Origin of the sequence: Kitasatospora sp. NPDC127035 (genome assembly GCF_042726075.1) — a bacterium.
Taxonomy (GTDB): Bacteria; Actinomycetota; Actinomycetes; order Streptomycetales; family Streptomycetaceae; genus Kitasatospora.
In genome coordinates, this window is record NZ_JBHXDN010000110.1 from 1 (window position 1) to 18,617 (window position 18,617).

At 69.4% G+C, this 18,617-nt stretch carries 10 protein-coding genes; 4 read left to right on the forward strand and 6 right to left on the reverse strand.

Annotated elements, in window-relative coordinates; translation table 11 throughout:
* Positions 1-856: 856 nt before the first annotated feature.
* The 5 genes from ACFWIC_RS39290 to ACFWIC_RS39310 all read right to left on the reverse strand — a co-directional run bounded on the left by ACFWIC_RS39290 (position 857) and on the right by ACFWIC_RS39310 (position 10,952).
* Entirely contained in the window at positions 857-1,126 is a 270-nt protein-coding gene (locus tag ACFWIC_RS39290; protein ID WP_380521857.1) for a hypothetical protein, read from the reverse strand.
* A gap of 816 nt (positions 1,127-1,942) precedes the next feature.
* Entirely contained in the window at positions 1,943-2,242 is a 300-nt protein-coding gene (locus ACFWIC_RS39295) for a hypothetical protein (protein WP_380521859.1), read from the reverse strand.
* Positions 2,239-2,643 (reverse strand): hypothetical protein, encoded by a 405-nt coding sequence (locus ACFWIC_RS39300; protein ID WP_380521860.1) that lies wholly within the window; start codon positions 2,641-2,643, stop codon positions 2,239-2,241. Before ACFWIC_RS39300 ends, ACFWIC_RS39295 begins: the two co-directional genes overlap by 4 nt.
* A 66-nt stretch (positions 2,644-2,709) precedes the next feature.
* On the reverse strand, positions 2,710-3,150 hold the full coding sequence (locus tag ACFWIC_RS39305; RefSeq protein ID WP_380521862.1) for a DUF4240 domain-containing protein: 441 nt from the start codon (positions 3,148-3,150) through the stop codon (positions 2,710-2,712).
* 47 nt (positions 3,151-3,197) lie between these two features.
* A complete protein-coding gene (locus ACFWIC_RS39310; protein ID WP_380521865.1) occupies positions 3,198-10,952 on the reverse strand; it encodes a ricin-type beta-trefoil lectin domain protein in 7,755 nt (2,584 codons plus the stop codon).
* A gap of 508 nt (positions 10,953-11,460) precedes the next feature.
* Between ACFWIC_RS39310 and ACFWIC_RS39315 the strand changes: the two genes are divergently transcribed.
* Positions 11,461-11,601 carry a hypothetical protein gene (locus tag ACFWIC_RS39315; protein WP_380521867.1) on the forward strand — a complete coding sequence of 47 codons (141 nt, stop codon included), beginning with the start codon at positions 11,461-11,463 and terminating at the stop codon, positions 11,599-11,601.
* A gap of 658 nt (positions 11,602-12,259) precedes the next feature.
* On the opposite strand, the gene ACFWIC_RS39320 is transcribed toward ACFWIC_RS39315, so the two are convergent.
* On the reverse strand, positions 12,260-13,381 hold the full coding sequence (locus ACFWIC_RS39320) for a hypothetical protein (RefSeq protein WP_380521869.1): 1,122 nt from the start codon (positions 13,379-13,381) through the stop codon (positions 12,260-12,262).
* A gap of 434 nt (positions 13,382-13,815) precedes the next feature.
* Here ACFWIC_RS39320 and ACFWIC_RS39325 point away from each other — a divergent pair, with 434 nt between their 5' ends.
* From ACFWIC_RS39325 to ACFWIC_RS39335, 3 genes are all read left to right on the forward strand, one after another.
* On the forward strand, positions 13,816-14,295 hold the full coding sequence (locus ACFWIC_RS39325) for a helicase associated domain-containing protein (RefSeq protein ID WP_380521871.1): 480 nt from the start codon (positions 13,816-13,818) through the stop codon (positions 14,293-14,295).
* Positions 14,296-14,579: 284 nt separating this feature from the next.
* A complete protein-coding gene (locus tag ACFWIC_RS39330) occupies positions 14,580-14,891 on the forward strand; it encodes a hypothetical protein (RefSeq protein WP_380521872.1) in 312 nt (103 codons plus the stop codon).
* Positions 14,888-17,380, forward strand: coding sequence for a tetratricopeptide repeat protein (locus ACFWIC_RS39335; RefSeq protein WP_380521874.1), 2,493 nt, complete (start codon positions 14,888-14,890; stop codon positions 17,378-17,380). Before ACFWIC_RS39330 ends, ACFWIC_RS39335 begins: the two co-directional genes overlap by 4 nt.
* The last annotated feature ends 1,237 nt before the right edge of the window (positions 17,381-18,617 follow it).

The window sequence follows — 18,617 nt, forward strand, 5'->3', positions numbered from 1 at the left end:
AATACGAGAAATCAAATTCCGCACAATTCCTCCTGCTTCGATTGGAATACAACGTCTGGACGCCTTGCACCTGGGCGGTGGCCGAGATCTCGGCAGTAGCGGTCTCAGTCAGCGTCGCGGGCGATCGCCCGGCTGATCGGGCCCGGAGCCGTTCGAGACCGTGCCGCTGCCACCAGAACCCCGCTGCCAGCCGATCTGCTCGCAACAGCGGCCGGTCACGGGCTCGCAGAGTTCCTGCCCCAGCCCGGATCCACATCAGCGGCGCCCGCCGGCGCAGCCCCCCAGGACCCGGCCACCACAGCACCGGCGAACATGCCGACAACGGCCTTCTCCACCATCGGATCCCCCCTGGAGCGACCCTGAACGGATCGGATACGGAGAACCCTAGGCAACAAGAGGCGGCAGAAGAACAGGGCTTGAGAAAGATCTGAGGTATCCATGACAAGTAATAGACGGCTTTCCACTCGGAACCAGGCCGTGCACATGGTGCGCACCATCTTCGGCACCGACGAGCTGCTGTACCCGCCGCCCGCCGCACCGGCGTCCGACGCCGGACCGGGCGAGTGACGGTTCCGACCGCCGCTGCAGGTGGGGGCCGATCAGCAGCACGGTGAGCACCGAGACCGTCTCGGGGTCGGTGACGGGGTGGTCGGGGCGCGGCAACCCGGTGCCCGAGCAGGTGAAGGGCCTGGCCCACCTGCTGGCCGCCGGCGCATCCGCCGGACCATGGGCCGCGGGCCGGAGGCGGTCGCCATCCTGGGGCGAATCGTCAGGTGTTCACAAGACACCCGGGCAGGTGCCCTGCAAGGCGCCTGACAAGGTGTCCGACAAGACGCCTCACAAAATGCACCGCCGATCAGCCGGGGACCGGGGCGGCGTCGGCGTCGACCAGTCCCTCCTCCAGGGCCTGGCACACCAGCAGGACGGCGAACTCGGCGGTGCTGGTAACCAACGGGCGGCTCCGGTCGGTGGGGTCGGCGACGAAACGGCCGTCCACCACCAGGGCCCAGCCGTCCAGGCGGGCCGCGCCGTGCTCGATCCAGGCGAGCGCCCGGCCGGCCTTGCGGACGTAGAACAGGCCGGGGGCCCGGGTCCACCCGGCCAGGTCCCAGCCCGGCTGCCGCATCAGCGTGCTGATGTCCTGGATGAGGTCGAACCGGCCGATGCCGCGCAGGTACGGCTCCGGCGGGACGCTCGGCGGGGCGGGCGAGGAGGGCTTGGGCGAGGTGGAGGGCGGCTTCGAGGGCGGCGGCGGCGGGGGCGCGGACCATGCGCAGCGCGGCGATGGCGTCTACGGCCCGTTCGGCGGGCTGCTGGGCTTCAGGACGGTCTGGCGGGTCGGGGACCGGTGTGGGGCGGCTGCTGGCGGTCCTGGAAACGGTGGGGGCCGAGGCCGCGCCGCGCGGCTGGAGGGATGCTCACGCCCGTTCAACGAATCGGGTCCGCCGCGGTGGCGAACAGCCTGCGGTGCTGCTGGAGGTCTGATCCGGCGTCGACTGTCCAACCTTGGTGAGCGCGCGTTCACCAATGCTTTGATCTGCGGAAATACGCATTCCTTGATGGGCCGTCAAGGAGTCTCGGGCCGACCATCAAGGTGTGGGGTTGGGGGGCTTCCAAGGTTTCGGTCGGAAACCTTGGAGACGGTGCCGAGCTCACCTTGGAGGCCTCCCCGAAGCCTTGGAAGGCCGGCCTGCTCACCTTGGAGACGCCCCTCGGCCGCCGCCCGGCCGGCCCGCCCCGTTCGGGAAGGGGCCGTCAAAAAGAGCGCCGGGCATGCAAGTGGCCCCCGCGATCGAAAGTCGGCCGATCGCGGGGGCCTGTTACCTGCCAGGAGCAGGAGCTACGCCGCAAGCGGACGCAACGCCACCTCCCAGGCTCGGAACTTCAGCCGGAGTGTGGTTGCCAGGACCTCGAACACCGGCGGCAGGTCGGCCCCGTACTCCTAGTACGTGATCGTGTCAATCCCGTCCGGTTCGTCGTCGGGTACGCCGTGCCAACCGTCCGAACTCACCGCAGTTTGCTGCATGACCAGCTCGCCGACATCGTGGAACTCCAGTGCGAAGCGTCCACGGCGCGGGTGTCCGAACTCCATCCGCAGCGTCAACTTCGGGTGGCCCACCAAGGCGACTCCGAGCAGGCCGAAGTCATTGTGGAGATCGAGGAAGCCGCCGTCCGGGAGATTGAGGTCGGAGTAATCACCCGGGGAGTCCCACGGCTCCACGCCGTCGAATCGTGCCCTCACTTCTTCCCCTTCTTCAGGATCCGCCGAACCTTATAGATATCACGCCAGGTCATCGACTTGGTGTCGTTCCGCTGGAACTGACCCCAGCCGTTGGGCGCCCTGGAGTTAGGGTAGCTCGGCACCTCGTGCGGGGTCGGAACCTTCTCGTTCTTTCCACCGCCGAGCTTGATGGTGCGGGTAGCGCCGCGGAGGTCATATTGCCACCTCATATTGCGGCCGGCGTGGAATACTCGGCTCCTGCCGCCGTTATACTTGTCAGCCAGGTTGCTGACATAGCGAGCCTTGGCCTCATAGTTCTTAATTTGCGCGTACCGGTAGACCGCCTTGGCCTTCTGGGTTACTTTGGCGGCCTTAGCCGCAGCCTGGGTGCTCTTGATCCCGACAACCGCCGCTTTGACCACAGGACCCGCGCCGCCGAGGCCCGCATGCGGCCATCGGAATTACCCCGATGGCCACATGCAATTCAGCTACCAGGATTCAATATTTGATCCCGTCTCATAGCTCACCGGGGAATCATATTCCCAGGCATCTCCGGTAACCTCTTCGAATGCCTCTGAGATTACATTGAGCACATCTTGACCACACCAGTCCCACGCCACCCCAAAGGCGGATGGATCTGCAAGAACTCTCGCGAATACCTCGGACCCAGAAAGCAGAACTGCGCAGCGTGCGAACAGGAAGTCGTCCGCCGATTGACCATCAGCTTCATAGGCCCCAAGGAAGCGGTATCCGCTCTCACTGAGGTCCTTCCTGTCTAGCTTGAAGAGAGCCTCACTCAGGTGATCATGAAACGACTTGATTTCATCACCAGAGAGCGATTCGAGACGATTCTCAATCTCGGTCACCGCTTCATGCATTTCGGCTCTTACGGAGGAATCGATGATCTCCCAGAACTCGGATTCATCCATGGAAGTTACTCCAGACTCGATGGATTGACATGTCGACAGTCTAGCGCCTAGTGGTCAACCGGATTGCCAGGAGCGCGCCGACCGAAGCGCTTGGTGTGCTTCCGGATCTTCGCCTTCTCCACTGCTTTTGCGGCTCCGACGGTGCTGAATTTCCGGAGAACCTTTGACTCGTACTTTATATAGCCAGCCTCCTTATTGAGTTGCCGCACCTGATTCTCAGCCCGGATCGACTTCCCGTCGCGCTTCCTCAATCCGTGTCGCTTGGCCCCAGTGCCCGTGCCGTACTTGTGAACGATATTGGTCCCCTTCTCCACAATCTTATAGAGATGGGTCCCGCAGGAACAGTTCACACTGTTCGCATTGAGGCCGCACGCCGAATTGTGAACCAGGACATCTGGGCCAGATCCATAGCCGACTATATAGGTATGCGTATTCCCTACTGTCAGATTGAATACGAGCTGGTCTGTCAAAGTTCCCTCATCGAGAACCGCAGTTACTGCAGAGGTCCCCCCGTCAGGCGACAGTAGACGGTCACCGGGCTGGAGGTCTATAGCATCGATCCAGCCGCGCTCTTCTGTCCAGAATGGATGGCTAGCAGTTGCTCTGATGCCAGTAAAGAGCGGATCGTCGCCGGCCTTGACTTTAACCATCTGCTTTGTTGTATAGGCTACAAGTACCGCCAGAACCGGCTGCGCACTGACCTCGCCTGTCTCCGGGTCAGTGGAGGTCACATAGTCCCCGACCTCTATCTGGTAGATCGGCAGATAACTGCCGTCCGCCATGAGAACCGAGGTCACCGGGTCAAACGAGTTGCACCCGGACCTCCGAACGGCCGTCCTCGCAGCCGAAGCAGCCTTCCCAACACGTACCGCGGCACGGGTGCTCTTGACTGCCGTGACTGCGGCCTTGACAACGGGGCCAGCACCAACGGTGGCGGCGACCGCCGTGACGGCCATCTCAGCGGCCTTCTCCCAGTTACCGGTGGCAGCGTAGGACACCGAGGAGACTACGGCTGCGATGGCGCCGATGGGGCCGGGGATCATGGCCGCTACCTCGGCGACCTTGGCGACGACCTCGACCGTCTTCTTGAGCCACTTGGGCATGCCCCAGTTGCCGTCGAGGTCGGTGCAGTTGACGGGGTCGCCGGTGCAGTAGTCGTAGGCGCTGGCGTTGCCGCCGGGGACGGGGTCGATCTGGAGGAAGCGGCCGAGGGCGGGGCTGTAGAGGCGGGCGCCCATGAGGATGTCGCCGTCCTGGGCCTCGGCGGAGCGCTGCTTGCCGCCGAGCCAGCCGTACCGTACGGCGGCCTGGCCGTCCTGCGGGATGCCGAACTCGTCGAAGTCCAGGACCACCGGCGTGGTCAGCGCGGTGTCGGTGGTGATGACCACCGAGCCGAACAGGTTGGTGAGCTGGAGCTGGACGTCACCTGTCTTGCTGGTCGTTGCCACCAGGTCTGCGTCGGGGCCCGAGACGTTGCGGGTCAGGGTGCCCTGGGTGGTGTCCTCGACGGTCCAGCGGACCTCGTCGGAGTCGTCGCCGTAGTGGTTCAGCTTGGAGGTGGCGCCTGCCCAGGAGCCGTTCGCCTGCTTCTTGGCCGTGGTGAAGGCGGTCAGGCGGTGGGCGGCGTCGACGACCCACTCCTGCTTGGTGTCCCCCTTCTCCTGGGCGGCGACGCGGTCGTTCGCCCAGTACGTGTTCGTCGCGCCGGTCGCGGTCTTCACGGTGCGCCCGAAGGCGTCGTAGGCGTAGCCGGCGTCGGTGAGGCGGTCGGCGCTGTCGTAGGTGTGGTTCTCCGCCGTGGCTCCGCCGGTGCTGCACTCGCCGGACGTCCCCTTGGGGGAGGTCTGCTTGGACAGGCGGTTGGAGTGGGTGTCGAAGGCGTACTGGCGGGTAACGCAGCCGGTGGCGACCGTGTTCTGTTCGGCCTTCACGAGACGGCCGAGCCGGTCGTACTGGTAGGTGCGGGTGGCGGTGGAGCTGGTGTCCTTGGCCACCTGGCCCTGGGTGGACATGTCGGTGGTCTGGGCCCAGATCACCTTGTTGTCGCTGGTTCGGGTGTAGGTGCGTCCGGTGGCCTCGCCGACCGCGTTGACGGTGTCCTTGCGGACGATGCCGCCGGGGTAGGTCTGCTCGACGAGCTGGCCGTCCGGGCCGTACTTGGCGGTGAACTCACCGGCGACGCTGTCGGTCACCGAGGTGACCAGGCCGCGCGGTTCCTTCGCCCGGTCGTAGGTGTAGGCGGTGGAGCCGGTCGGGTCGCTCACCTTCAGGGGCTTGCCGAACCTGTCGAACTCCGTGGTGGTGGTGCCGCCGTCGGCGTCGGTGTAGGAGATCAGCCGGCCGAGTGCGTCCAGGACGCGGGTGAGGGACTTGCCGCCGGCGTTGGTCTTCACGATGCCGCCGGTCGCCGGGTCGTACTCGGTGGTGACCTTCGGGAGAGGCTTGCCGTCGTCCGAGGTGATCTCGGTGGAAAGGATCCGGTCCGCGCCGTCGTAGGCGGTGACGGTCTTGCGGGACTTGCCGGCGTTGGTCTCCGTGGTCTCCTCGGGCTCGCCGAACGGCGAGTATCGGGTGACCCGCTTCACCGGCAGGGTGACCGGCATCCGTGCCGCGTCCGCGCCGGTGATCGCGCCGCCCGGGCCGGTGACGCAGGGCAGGCCCGCCCACTCCGGGCGGTTGGCGCACGCCGCGTCGTCCGGGTTGGCGCCGGCGGTGTAGAACACCGACTTCACCGTTCCGGCGTCGGCGCCGTTCGAGCCCGGCTTGCGGGACTCCAGTGCCCGCCCGGACGCGTCGTACCTGACGGTGGAGGTCAGGTTGGCGCCGAGCGCATCGGTGGTCACCGACGTCGCGGTCTTCAGCGTCCAACCCGAGGTGCCGCCGATCGGCGCGCCGTAGCCCTGCTTGGTGACGCGCAGTTCGACGTCGGCGGCGTAGCCGTCGATGCGGGCGCCGTCGGTGGAGGTGGTGGGCAGGTGGTAGGCCTGGCCGTCGGGCTTGCCTTCGTCGTAGGTGGTGGTGTTGTGGTCCCGGGCCACGACGGAGGTGCCTGCCGGGAGGGTGGGGTTGACGGTGGCCTTGGTCAGGGTGACGGTGTCCAGGCCGGCGTGGAAGCGCTCGCCCTGGGTTGCGGTGTTGGTGCCGGCGACCGTGACCTTCAGTTCGTGGTCCCCGCGGGCCAGGTGGATCGGCTGGCCGGCGGTGTAGGGGGCGGTGGAGCCGGCGGGGTTGGCGTCGAAGGTGTCGATCGGCTGGCCGAGGTTCTGGCCGTTGATCGCGAACTGGATGATGCCGTGGTCGTTGAAGCGGGTCAGCTGGCCGGAGAGGAGGTAGTCGCCCTCCTCGGGCACGCTGACGCGCATGGTGTCGAACGCGCCGGTCTGGGTGCCGGCCAGGCTGAGCTGGGCTCCGCCGGACCAGACGAGGCCGTTGTTGTCGTTGATCACCCGTACCGGCGCGGTGGCACCGAGCTGCGGGAGCTTCTCCGCCTCCCAGGTGACCGTGACCGGGTTGGTCTGGCCGGTGACCTGCTCGGCGAGCGAGGCACGGTAGGCCGGGCCGAGGGTGTCGACGACGTCCAGGCCGTCCGCGCTGTACGTGGTGCGTGAGTCGAGGAGGCGGGCCCGGGCGGCGGAGTCCGCGGGCAGGTTCAGTTCGGCCGCGTAGCGGTCGGCGTCCGGGTGGGTGCCCAGGGCGATGGCGCGGTTGGTGGCCTCCAGGGTGCGCACGGCGTGGCCGTAGCGGTCGTACTCGGTGGTGTCGATGTCGCCGCCGGGGGTGACGGACGGGCTGGCGGTGTTGACCTCGTTGCCGGAGGCGTTGAGGTAGTGGACCGTGGCCGGCTTGTAGCCGTCCGGGCCGGGCTTGGCCGTGGTGGCGGTGTTGGTGCCGGGGTCGTCCTCGGGGCCGAACACGGCGGTGGCGTCGGTGGGTGCGTCGGTCTGCGCCCACCGGGCCACGTCCGCGCCGCCGAGGTCGTACGGACCGCCCGTACCGCGGGTGAGCGGGACCTCGTAGACGACGTTGGTCGCGATCTCACCGCTGACCTGGTCCTTGGAGCCGGCCGCGAGCGCGGCGCGGCGGACCTTCAGCAGACGGCCCGGGTCCTGGTCCGTGGCGGCCTTGCCGTAGTCGAAGTTCCACGGCAGCTGCCCCGCCGACTCGACCTTGGTGACCCGGCCGGCGTCGTCGTAGCTGTACGCGGTCTTCAGCGGCTGGGCCAGGCGCGGGTCCCAGACCTGTACCAGGCGGCCCCGGTTGTCGTAGGCGTAGTGCGTGACCTCGACGGCCTCCTGCGTGGAGGTCGCCGGGTTCCACGACCAGACCTTGACGGCCTTGACGCGGTCCAGGTAGTCGCCGGGCACCGTCGCCGTGGCCGTGGTGACCTTGGCGTACTCGTACTGCATGACCTCGCAGCCTCGCGGCAGCGGGTCGACCGAGCAGTGGTTGGCGTCGTCGACGCCCGGCTCGACGGCCGGGATGACGCGCTTGACCAGCGAGCGGCCGTCGGTGGTGTCGTACTGGTAGCGGGTGGTCGAGGCGGCCTCCGGGCCGCTCTCGCTCACCACCTGGTAGATGGAGGAGCCGGCCTGACGGGCGAACACCGTCCTGGAGCCGTCCAGCTCGGACAGCTCGTAGGTGGTGCCGGCGGTCTGCACGTCCCAGACCTGGTTCGGGCCGGCCCAGCACACCCACACCGAGGCACCGGTGTTGGTGTCCAGGCACTTGCCCGACTGCCGGTTGACGACCGTGCCGTCGGTGGAGACCTCCCACTGCTGGTTGATGCCGGCGTTGCAGCCCCACAGCGACAGCTGGGTGCCGTTGCCGACCTGGCCCCACGGGTTGTCCAGGCAGTGACCGAGCAGGCGCAGCGTGAGGTCGTCGCCGCGGGTCCACTGCTGGTTGGCGCCGCCGGTGCAGGGGGCCGGCTGGAGCTGCGCGCCGTTGCCCGCCGAGCCGTTCGGGGCCTCCAGGCACTGGCCGGAGGAGGAGAGCACCAGGGCGCCGGAGGAGGCCGGAGCGGCCTTGAGGGTGAGTGATTCGGCGCCGGGTTCGGGGAACAGGGTGCCGTCGGTGCCCTTGGCGAACGTCAGCGCGGTGTCGTCGTTGCCCTTGATCTCGACGAGGTCGGACTGGGGGAAGGACAGTGAGCGGTAGTCGGATCCGGTGCCCGCGTCGGGGCCGCCGGCCCACTGCGGGCCGAACGGGGCGACGATCTCCTTCAGCGACAGGTCGTCGAAGTAGACCTCCTTGCCTGTCGCGGTGAAGCCGTTGTAGAGGCGGAAGAACGCCTCGGTTGCGTCGGTCGGCACTGCCAGGTCGACGCTCAGCTGCTGCCAGCCGTCCGTGAAGCCCGCCTTTTGCGAGGTGGTCTTCGAGTAGCCGGCCGGGGTCTTCACGAAGCCGGCGAGCCGGAGCCCGCGGTCACCGAAGTTCGGGTTGAGGCCGGTCGCGCCGGGGACGTAGATCCAGCCGGTGAGCCGGTAGGTGCGGCCCGGCTTCATACCGAAGGCCACGGTGTTGTCGGGGCCGAGGCTCGCGTAGGAGTCGTAGTTGGTCGAGGTGACGAGCAGCGAGTCGGTGGAGCTGTCGTGGCCGCGTGCCGTCGACCGGGAGAGCGTCGCCTGGCCGGGGGTGAACCCGGTCAGGTCGGTGCCGATCTGCCGCTGGTTGAGCGTCAGGCGCTCGCCCTGCGGCTGCCAGCCGCGGTCCGTGCCCCGCGAGGAGGTGGTCCGGGCCACCGACATGCCGAACTCGTTCGCGTCGGTCACGTCGGTGGAGTAGTCGCCGGTGAGCAGGTTGACCGAACCGGGGCCGACGCCCGCGCCGGCCGCGCCGTCCGCGTTGCGGTCGACGGTGATGGTGTTCCAGATGGTGGCGTAGCCGCTGCCGGAGCCGTCTTCGGGGAAGAGGAGGGCGCGGATCTGGACGACGCCGCCGACGTTGCCGAGGGTGTCGAGGACGTTCCAGTTGGCGTGCGGGCCGAGGTCGGCGAGGCGGGGCTTGTCCTCGGTGACGGCGGTGTTGTCGGCTTTGGCCAGGTTGACCCGGGGCACGGTGTATTCGGTGGCGCCGGGACCGCGGCGGTACTGGTAGACCACCCGCTTGAACTGCGACTGCGCGTCCACCGACAGCTTGACGCGCTTGGCGGCCTGGGTGCCGTTGACCGGCGAGCTCATGCCGGCCTGACCGACCTGGAAGGTGTAGGTCACGGGCGGGGAGAGGTTGCCCGCGCGGTCCTTGGCCTGCACGCTGAGCACGCGCCGGCCCTCGGTGGTCGGCGTGATGCTCGTGGTGAGCGCGGCCGTGGTGGGAAGTGTGACCGGCGTGCCGCCGTCCAGCGTGTAGACGTACGCGGCCAGGTCGCCGGTGCCGGCGGCCGGGGTGAACGTGAACGCCCCGGCCTGGTTCGCCGCGCCGTGCCACAGCCCGTCGGAGGGGTAGTCGGCGGACGTGACGAACGGCGTCCCGGGCTTGACGGTGTCGGCGATCAGGTGGGTCCCGGTCCAGCCGGAGCGGGACTTGCCGTCGTCGAGCATGGCCCAGATCGAGTACTGCACGCCCTCGTCGAGCCTGGCGATGCCGTAGTCGGAGGGGCGGACCGTGGCGATCGCCCCGTTGGGGGTGTCGCGGACGATGGTGCCGAGGTAGGCGCCCTCGCGCCACAGGTCGAGGTAGACCTTGAGCGGGTCACCGTCGACGTCGGCGGCCTGCACCTGGAGGCGCGGGTTGGCGTCCGGCGTGTAGGTCGGGCTGCCCGGCTGGGACGGCTGGACCTGGACCGCCGCCGGGGCTACCGGCACGGAGTTGTAGGTGATCGACAGGTACGGCGGGTTGTCGCCCTGCGCCGAGTCGAACCGCTTCCACGACAGGTCGCTGGACTCGTCCGCCGCCTTCAGGCCGATCCCGTACTCGGCGAACCCGTGCCCGGCGAAGAACGACACCATGCCGGCCACGTCCACACTCGTCCAGCCGTTGCCGCTACCGTTCAGACACGGGTTTCCACCGTTGCCGTCCTCGTCGTACGTCTCGTTCGACGTCGACCACTTCTGGCCCCAGGCGGGCTGGTCGTTCCAGCGGGTCCACCAGGCCGCGCCGCCCGCGTTCCACACCTCCCACTGCTTCGGGACGCAGGAGGAGGAGTGGTAGTTGTACAGGTTCAGCTTGGCGCCGAGGATCTGCTTCCCGTTGAACTTCTCACCCGGGACCGTCAGGAACGAACGCGCGACCGTGCTGCCGTTGTAGCTGCCCAGCTTGAGGTCGACCGACGACGACACGTCGGAGCTCTCGTCCGTCTGCACATAGGTGTCGAACGTCGACTCGACGTCCACCGGGGGGTCGATCGTCACCGGGAACTGCGTCCCGGGCGCGGCCAGGAACGCCGCGTCCGGGGTGAACACCAGCTCGGTGTCCGCACCCTGGCCGCGGACCTGCATCGTCACCGGCGCACGGTTCAGGTGCTCCTGCGAAGCCGGATCGACAGCCGCGTCCCACATCACCGGGGTGGGGATCTTCACCGCCAGCTTGCCCGCCGTGTCCAGCAGGTGGATCGCGCCGTCCTGCTGCGGAGCGACCGTCAGACCGGTGGTGTCGAGCGGGAGCGTCAGCGTGCCGGCCTGCGAAACGGCGGAGCGGTCCTTGACGATCAGGAACTGCTCGAAGCCGGTACGGGTCGCCTGCAGCACCAGGTCGACACCCGGCCGGGCATCCACGTACGTGGCCTTGCTGCCCTCCAGCCTCGGCCGGGGCAGCTTGCCCAGCCAGCCGAAGGACAACTGCTGGTCACCGGAACCGATCGTCACCAGCGGCCGCTCGGCGAGTACGGGCGGGGCGGGAACAGGGTCAGCGGCCGGGAGGGCCGCCCGGGCCGCCCCACGCGAAGCGTGCTCGGGCGAGGCACTCGCGGACGCGGACGCGGAGGGGCCCGCCGAAGCGGGCGGGCCGGCCGGCGCGGCCTCGCCGGAGGCGCTGGACGTCGTGGCCGCGCCGGAGAGGGCGGACGGTGAAGCCACGCCGGAGGGGGCGGACGTCGTGGCCGCGCCAGGTGCGCCCGAAACGGCCGACGCACTGGGAATCGCCCCGGCCGTGGACGACGCCGAAGGAGAAGCACTCCGAGGGGAGGGGGTGCTCGGGCCTGGCTGGGCCGGCGGCGTGGCCGAGGGACTGGACGCGGCAGGGGCCGCAGGCGGGGACGCGGGAGTACCCGGAAGGTGGTCGCCTACCGTCACCCCCGCGTCCCCTCCGGTGAACGAGAGCCCTTCGGGGTGCGCCTTCGGCGCGACCTTGCCGTCCGCCGTCTGAACCAGCGTGGTGTCCACCGGCACCCACGCCTCGCCGACCTTCATCCGGATCGGCCCGGTGGACCGCTCCGACGTCAGCGTCCCCTCCGGGTTCGCCCACAGCGTGGTGAACTCGGTACGGGCCCGGGTGACCTCGATCCGCCGCCCCTGAAGGCGCGCCGCCAGCAGAGCGGACGCCTCATCAGGCGCTTCGGTCGACGGCGCGACGGGCGACGCCTGCGGCGACGGCGCGGCCCCCGCCCCAGGTGCCGTCAGAACGTCGAGCGCAACACCCGCCTCCACCAACAGCCCGAGCGTCAGAACCGAGGATATCCGGCGCATCCAGCGCGATGAAAAAGCCCCGCCCGCGAACGCGGGCGAGGCCTGTGGCCTACGTGACATCGTCCCTCAAAAGTCGTCAAAGAGCTTTACTGGCTTCGTCGAAGCCGCAGACAACCTTTCATTCCCCGGCGACTCCCAGGAACCGCCCAGGATGACAATCAAGTAACGAGATGCTGACACGCCGTGACGTTGCCCCGGTTTGTCAGTAGCCGATCAGAATTGACCAGCCGTTTGCATGCCAATCATGCCCATGCCAGTCTCGGATATTGAAACAGAACCGGGGCCGTCCACGCCGCCTCGACGAGGTCGACCCCCTGCACGACGGACACAGGGATCCGCAGAGCCCCTCCAGCCCGTCGGCACGGCCCCGGCCCTCCGTCCGGACCGAGCACAAACCGGAGCACCGGCCCGGTGCGGTCGATCGGCCGAGAAGGTGGACGAGGGCGGCGCGAGCAGCGCCGTTCCGCGTCCTGACGGGCTCGGTCGGATCAACGGGCGCAGGCGGTTCGACCGTTCACCCCCAGCACTGCGGGTGGCCCGGGGAGCAGAGGCGCGCCTGCGACCCCGGCGGCGCCACCGGCAGGACCGCCGGAGCCCTGGCGGAGTACGCGGCCGCCCTCTCCCGCCACGGGCGCATCGACGCCACCTCGGTACTGCGCGGCGGCCGGCCCGGCGACGTCCCATACGAATCCGAAGGTGCAGGAGAGCAGGACAACGGCGTCCTCGACGACGCCCAGGTCCGCAGCACCACCTGTGGTGATGTCGGTGAAGAAGTCCCGTGCCAGCCGATCGGCTGGGCGCATGTCGCCGAGGCCGCGCAGGGTGGCCACGACGATCTCGTAGCGGGCTCTCAGGGCGGTTTCCTCTCCCCCGCTGGCCAGCAGGGAGCGCATGCGGTCGACCCATTCCGGCAGGTCGGCTCGCGCCTCGGCGTGGAAGGTCGCGTGGCGCAGCGGTGCTCTGAGATCCACCAGGTCGCCGAGGGTGAGAGCCGGCTCGCTGCGCTCCCTCCAGCGTCGCCGGCTTTCGAGGTACCAGTCGGGCAGGTGGCCGGCGCTGTCGGGGCGTTGCGGGGTGAGGTCGGAGGGGAGATGAAGGTACTGGACGGCGAGGTAGAACAGGTCGTAGTCGGTGAGGTGGTGGGCGAGTGCGACTGCGTCCCAAATATCCAGTTCGACCTGGTGATTCTGGACTGCGTGCTCGATCAGGTCGTGCCTCTTGCCGACAGGCACGGCGGTGACCGTGAAGTAGATGACGCGGTCGACCGTTGTGCCTTTGCCGCAGATCGACTTGAGGTCTGTGCGGATCTTGGTCGTGATGTCGGCAATCTGGGTGGTGCAGGCCATCACTACCCGCCGGGTGGAGGCCAGTGCCGCGTACGGGGAGGTGCCGGGCAGTTCCTGGGGGATGGCACTCCAGTGGGTTTCGGCGTCTCGTCCCTGGTCCCCGCCGGCGCTGACGGGGCCGGTGGCAGGGAGCAGGTTGCTGGTGATCCTGCGGCGTGCCAGGCCGAGGCAGAGAGCTTCGAATCCGTGGTGGTTGTTGCTCTCGCCGAGGATGCTCAAGGCGAACCTGATGCGTTGCTCGAGTTCGACTGCGTCATCGCCCATGGTGTTCTCCGATCGCCGCGTGCTGCCCGGCCAAGTCTCTTGCACGGCAATGACATTCGGCGGGGTTCCACTGAGAACGGCATGGTAGCGCGGGGCGGTGGGCGGGGTGCCCGCGACCGGACGGGCAACTGTCACGTACCTGCCGAGACTGCCACCGAACCGAACATATACGCGGTCAGCAATGGAAGCACGGGAAAACCGTCACAGGTGAATACGGCCTTGTATCAGCAGAAGTACGGAAGAGCATCAGCAGTCCACACACTCCACTGACATCTCAGCCGCACTTCACAGGGGCCTGGCTCGCCGCCCTGCGGGCCGCGGCCGAGGTCCCGGAAGGCGAACAGGGCGCGCTCGACCCGGAGCGCCGCGAGCAACTGGAGGCGATCGACCCCTGGTGGGCGCCGCGCTGGCCGATCACCTGGCAACGCTCCTACGTGGCCGCCAGATCGTGGTGGCTGGAGTCGGACGGCCGGGTCGACTGGACCGCGCTGCCGCTGGAGACCGAGTTCGAGAGCGAGAACCTCGGCCGGTGGACGCAGGCGCAGCGCGCCGGCTTCGCCGAGCTCGACCAGGAGCAGCAGGACCTGCTGGTCGCGCTCGGCATCGAGGAGGACCAGGCACTGGCCGCCGCCCGGGCGAAGGTCGCAGCCCGGCCGAACAAGTCGCGGGGCGACCGGTTCCAGCAGGGTGTGGAGGCGTGGGCGGCGTTCGTCGCCGAACACGGCCACCCTCGCGTGCCCAGGCCCCACAAGCAGCCGGTGGAGGCCGTGGAGGCCAGTCCGGGCGGTGAGGACCGGGTGTCGGTGACGCACTTCGCGCTGGGCACCTGGCTCAACAACGTCAAGAGCCGCAGGGCCGGGCTGACGCCGGGTCAGCTGGCGCAGCTCGCCGAGCACGGCGTGGAGTGGGCGTAGAAGCAGACTGTGGAGCGGGTGCGTCCCCGGGATGCCGGGGACACACCCCCGCTCCCCGCTGTTGCCCTGCTGGGACGGTGGCGCTCTGAAAGGTCTGGGGTCCTGCTGGGGCTGGGTGGGGGTGTTGTCGTCGCCGGTGTGCAACGGGTTGGCTGCGGTGCTGGATCGGCCGTACTTGATCATGCTGTTGGGGGAACGATGGGGGTATGACTGGCTGGCAGCGGGCGTTGTGGTGGGGACTCGGCGGGGTTGGCGCGGGTGCGGTGGTGGGGGGGGTGTGGTGGGTGACGGCCACGCACCCCGGCGGCGCCGGGCAGGCGTGGGGCGCGGTGAGCGCGGTGGCCGGCGTCACCGCCGTGGTCGTCGCACTGTGGCAGCTGCGCGCCGCCCGGTCGGCAGCTCGGCGGGATGAGTCGATGTCGGGCAGTGGCGGGGCGATCGTGGCGGACGGGGATGTTTCGGACTCGACAACCTCGGCCACTGGCCCCGCCCCGGCCGTCACCGGACCCGCTCCGGTGACGGGAACGCACGGCACCACCGGCGCCATCGTCGCGCGCGGCAAGGTGAAGAACTCCCACACCGAGTACCGCCCGTGAACTGGTTCAGGAAGAACACGCCACAGCAGCAACCGGACGCCGGCGCCGGGCAGGGGCATGGCGCCGGGGAGGAGCACGTCGGTGCTGGGCAGCGGGATCCGGATGCCGGGGAGGAGGTCGGCGGCGCCGGTCCGGGTCTCCGGGGAAGCAGCGGGGCGATCGTCGCCGGCGGGGACGTGACCAACTCCTCCACGTTCTCGGTACAGGCGGAGAACGCCGTCGTGCTCCCTCCCGAGGCCTACGCGCCGATCCCCGCGGACGCGGCCGGGGACGGGGTGTCGAACATCCGCGGCGGGCTGTTCGTCGGACGCCGCGAGGAGCTCGCGCTGCTGGACGCGGCGTTCGAGGGCACCGGCCCCGGCGGGGGTGCGGGTGAGGTGGTGGTGCACGCGCTGCACGGGCTCGGCGGGGTCGGCAAGTCCGCCCTGGCCCTGCACTGGGCGTCCCTGCGGGGTGAGCCGGTGCGGTGGAGGATCACCGCCGACACGACGGAGGCGGTACGGGCGGGACTGGCCGAACTCGCCCGCGCCCTCCAGCCGGGCCTCGCCGGCCTGCCCGAGGAGCTGCTGGTGGAGCGGGCGGTGCGCTGGCTCGCCGGCAACGGCGGGTGGCTGCTGGTCCTGGACAACGTCGACGACCCCGCCGGCATCGCTTCCTTGCTGGAGCGGGTACCCCGTGGCCAGGTACTGGTCACCACCCGCCGCGCGAGCGGCTGGCACCGCGGTGCCACCACCGTGCGCCTGGGCGTCCTACGCGCGGGTGACTCCGTGGACCTGTTCGTGCGGGTCCTCACCCATGACGGGCCACGCGACAGCGAAGGCGCCGACGCGGTGTGCGAGGAGCTCGGACACCTGGCGCTGGCCGTCGAGCAGGCCGCCGCGTACTGCGCGCAGACCAGCATCGCGCCGACCGCCTATCTGGACATGCTGGCCCGGTGGCCGGCCGACATGTTCGCCACCGGCGCGGAGAGCACCGACTCGGCGCGCACCATCGCCCGCATCTGGCACATCACCCTGGACCAGCTCGCGAACACTCCGCTCGCCGGACAGATCCTGCGAATCCTGGCCTGGTACGCCCCCGACAACATCCCCCGCACCCTCCTCAACCACCTCACCGAACTGCCCGACGGCCCCAACCCGCCGCAGGTCGCCACCGCCCTCGGCCGGCTCCTCGCCTACAACATGGCCACCGACAACCTCGACGGCGCCCTCTCCGTCCACCGCCTCGTCCAGACCCTCGCCCGCACCCCCGACCCCGACGACCCCCACCGCCAGGCCGACGACATCGCTTCTGCCCGCCACCACGCCACCCGCTGCCTCGCAGCCGCCCTCCCCGCCGACCTGGAGCAGCCCTCCGCATGGCCGCAGGTGCGCGCCCTGCTCCCTCACAGCGACGCGCTCGCCGACCGCACACCCGAGGAAGCCGACACCGTGGCCACCGCCACCGTGCTCGACGCCGCAGGCCGCTTCCTCACCGGCCAGGGGCAGTCCCTGCGCGCCACCGCCCACCTGCAGCGCTCCCTGACCACCATGGTGCGGGTCCTGGGCGAGGACGCACCCCACACCCTCACCGCCCGCAACAACCTCGCCGCCACCTACCAGGCCGCCGGAGACCCGGCACGCGCCATCACCCTCCACGAACAGAACCTGCAAGACCGGACCCGGGTCCTGGGCAAGAACCATCCGGACACCCTCACCACCCGCAACAACCTCGCCCACGCCTACCGGCAGGCCGGCGACCTGACCCGTGCCATCACCCTCCACGAACAGAACCTGCAAGACCGGACCCGGGTCCTGGGCAAAAACCATCCGGACACCCTCACCACCCGCAACAACCTCGCCACCGCCTACCGGGCCGCCGGAGACCCGGCACGCGCCATCACCCTCCACGAACAGAACCTGCAAGACCTGGTACGGGTCCTGGGCAAGAACCATCCGGACACCCTCGTCACTCGCAACAACCTCGCCCACGCCTACAAAGAAGCCGGCGACCCGGCACGCGCCATCACCCTCCACGAACAGAACCTGCAAGACCGGACCCGGGTCCTGGGCAAAAACCATCCGAACACCCTCACCACCCGCAACAACCTCGCCCACGCCTACCGGCAGGCCGGGCGCAGCGGTGACGCCGTAACCCTGTTGCGGTCCGTGGTGGAGGGCCGGACGCGGGTGCTGGGATCTGATCATCCGAACACGGTGGGTTCGCGGGTGGGGCTGGTGACGGTGCTGACCGAACGGGGGCGTTCCCTGCTGCCCGGCGACACGGCGGGCGCGTGGCGGGACGCCGCCGAGGCGGTCCGGGCCGTCGGCCCGCATTTCGCCGGCAACCCCGGTGTGTACGGACCCGCACTCGCCCACGCCTACCGGCTCGCCGCCGACGTCCTCGACACGGACGGGCAACCCGAAGCCGCCGCCGAGTACTACCGCCGCGCCCTCCACGCCGCAGAAGCGGCAGCGAACGTCTCCCCGCCCGCCGGGGAAAGCGCCTGAGCCCCGGCCGGGCCGGATCCCCGGCCCGGCGCGCGCTTCGAAGCCCGGACCGACCTGTACACAGGCTCTTCGGCAGGTCGTCGACCGCACCGGCCAAGGCCCCGACCGGCGGGTCCACCACCAAAAAACGGCACTCCGAACTGCGGCCCACCGCCCCGGTACCACAGGCAGAACCGAGCGGGCTCGACCCGCGGCAGCACCGCGTACCGCCATCGACCCCGTCCCGGTGGCCAGCCACTGCGGAGAGGACCGGGTCGTCGTACACAAGGTGGCCCCGGGCCCATTCCTGAACAACGCCAAGGCGAGGCGGTTAAAGCTCAGCCCCGGACAGCTCGCACAGCCCGCCGGGCCCGGCGTGGGACGGGCGCAGGGACAGCATGGGGACTCCCGAGACACTCGCATCATTCCCTCCCGTGCACAGGCGAAGTCGCCAGGTCAGAACCTTTCGGTCCTCCCGTACACGAAGACGCGACCGGGAACACCGCCCCGACCCCTCAGCGGATGAACCGGACGATTCCCGGCGGACCTACGAGATACGCCGACCAGAGAACATTCAAGCCCCGCAGCAACCGCAGGAACTCACACCGTGTGTGGGCCCTGGAAACAGGTGCGGGGGGACGTTCTCGTGAACGCCGTGATCCCCACCGGGCGGCCTCGCTGCGGGGGGTGTGGCCGGGGGTCCGGTGCCTGTGGCGGGCGCCGGACCCCCGGGGGCCGGGTAGGTCAGCCGAGGTGTGCGGTGATCTGCCGGATGATCCAGTCGGTGACCGCGCGGCTGCGCCGGAGGCTGCGCCGCGGGCGAGGTGTCCGGTGATCCGGGTGTCGCCCGCGGCGGTGGCGGTCTGGGCGGGTGCGGTCGGCTGTCCGGGGTCCGCCGTGGTGTGCGGGGTGCTGTCGCCGGGGGTGCGGGTGTGCTTGCGGGACATCGGGTCCTCCCCTTGTGCGGGTCCTGGTGAGTGCGGGTCAGCCGGCTGGCCTGGACATCACGGTGACGGGACCGAAGACCCGGAAGGGGATACGCGGACGGACCCGGAGAACCCCGGAACACGGCCCCCATCGGTGCAGGTGGGCACTAGCCTGCGTGTTTCACTTGCGGCGGTGTCCGGATCATGAGCGGGAACGCGAAAGTGCCTTCTGCGCTCGGAAGATGAGGCTTGTCGAAGGTCTCTGTCAGCCCAGCAGGAAGGCACTTTCTACGTGCACACTACCGGGTCACGTCCCCGGCTCGTCGTCGCTA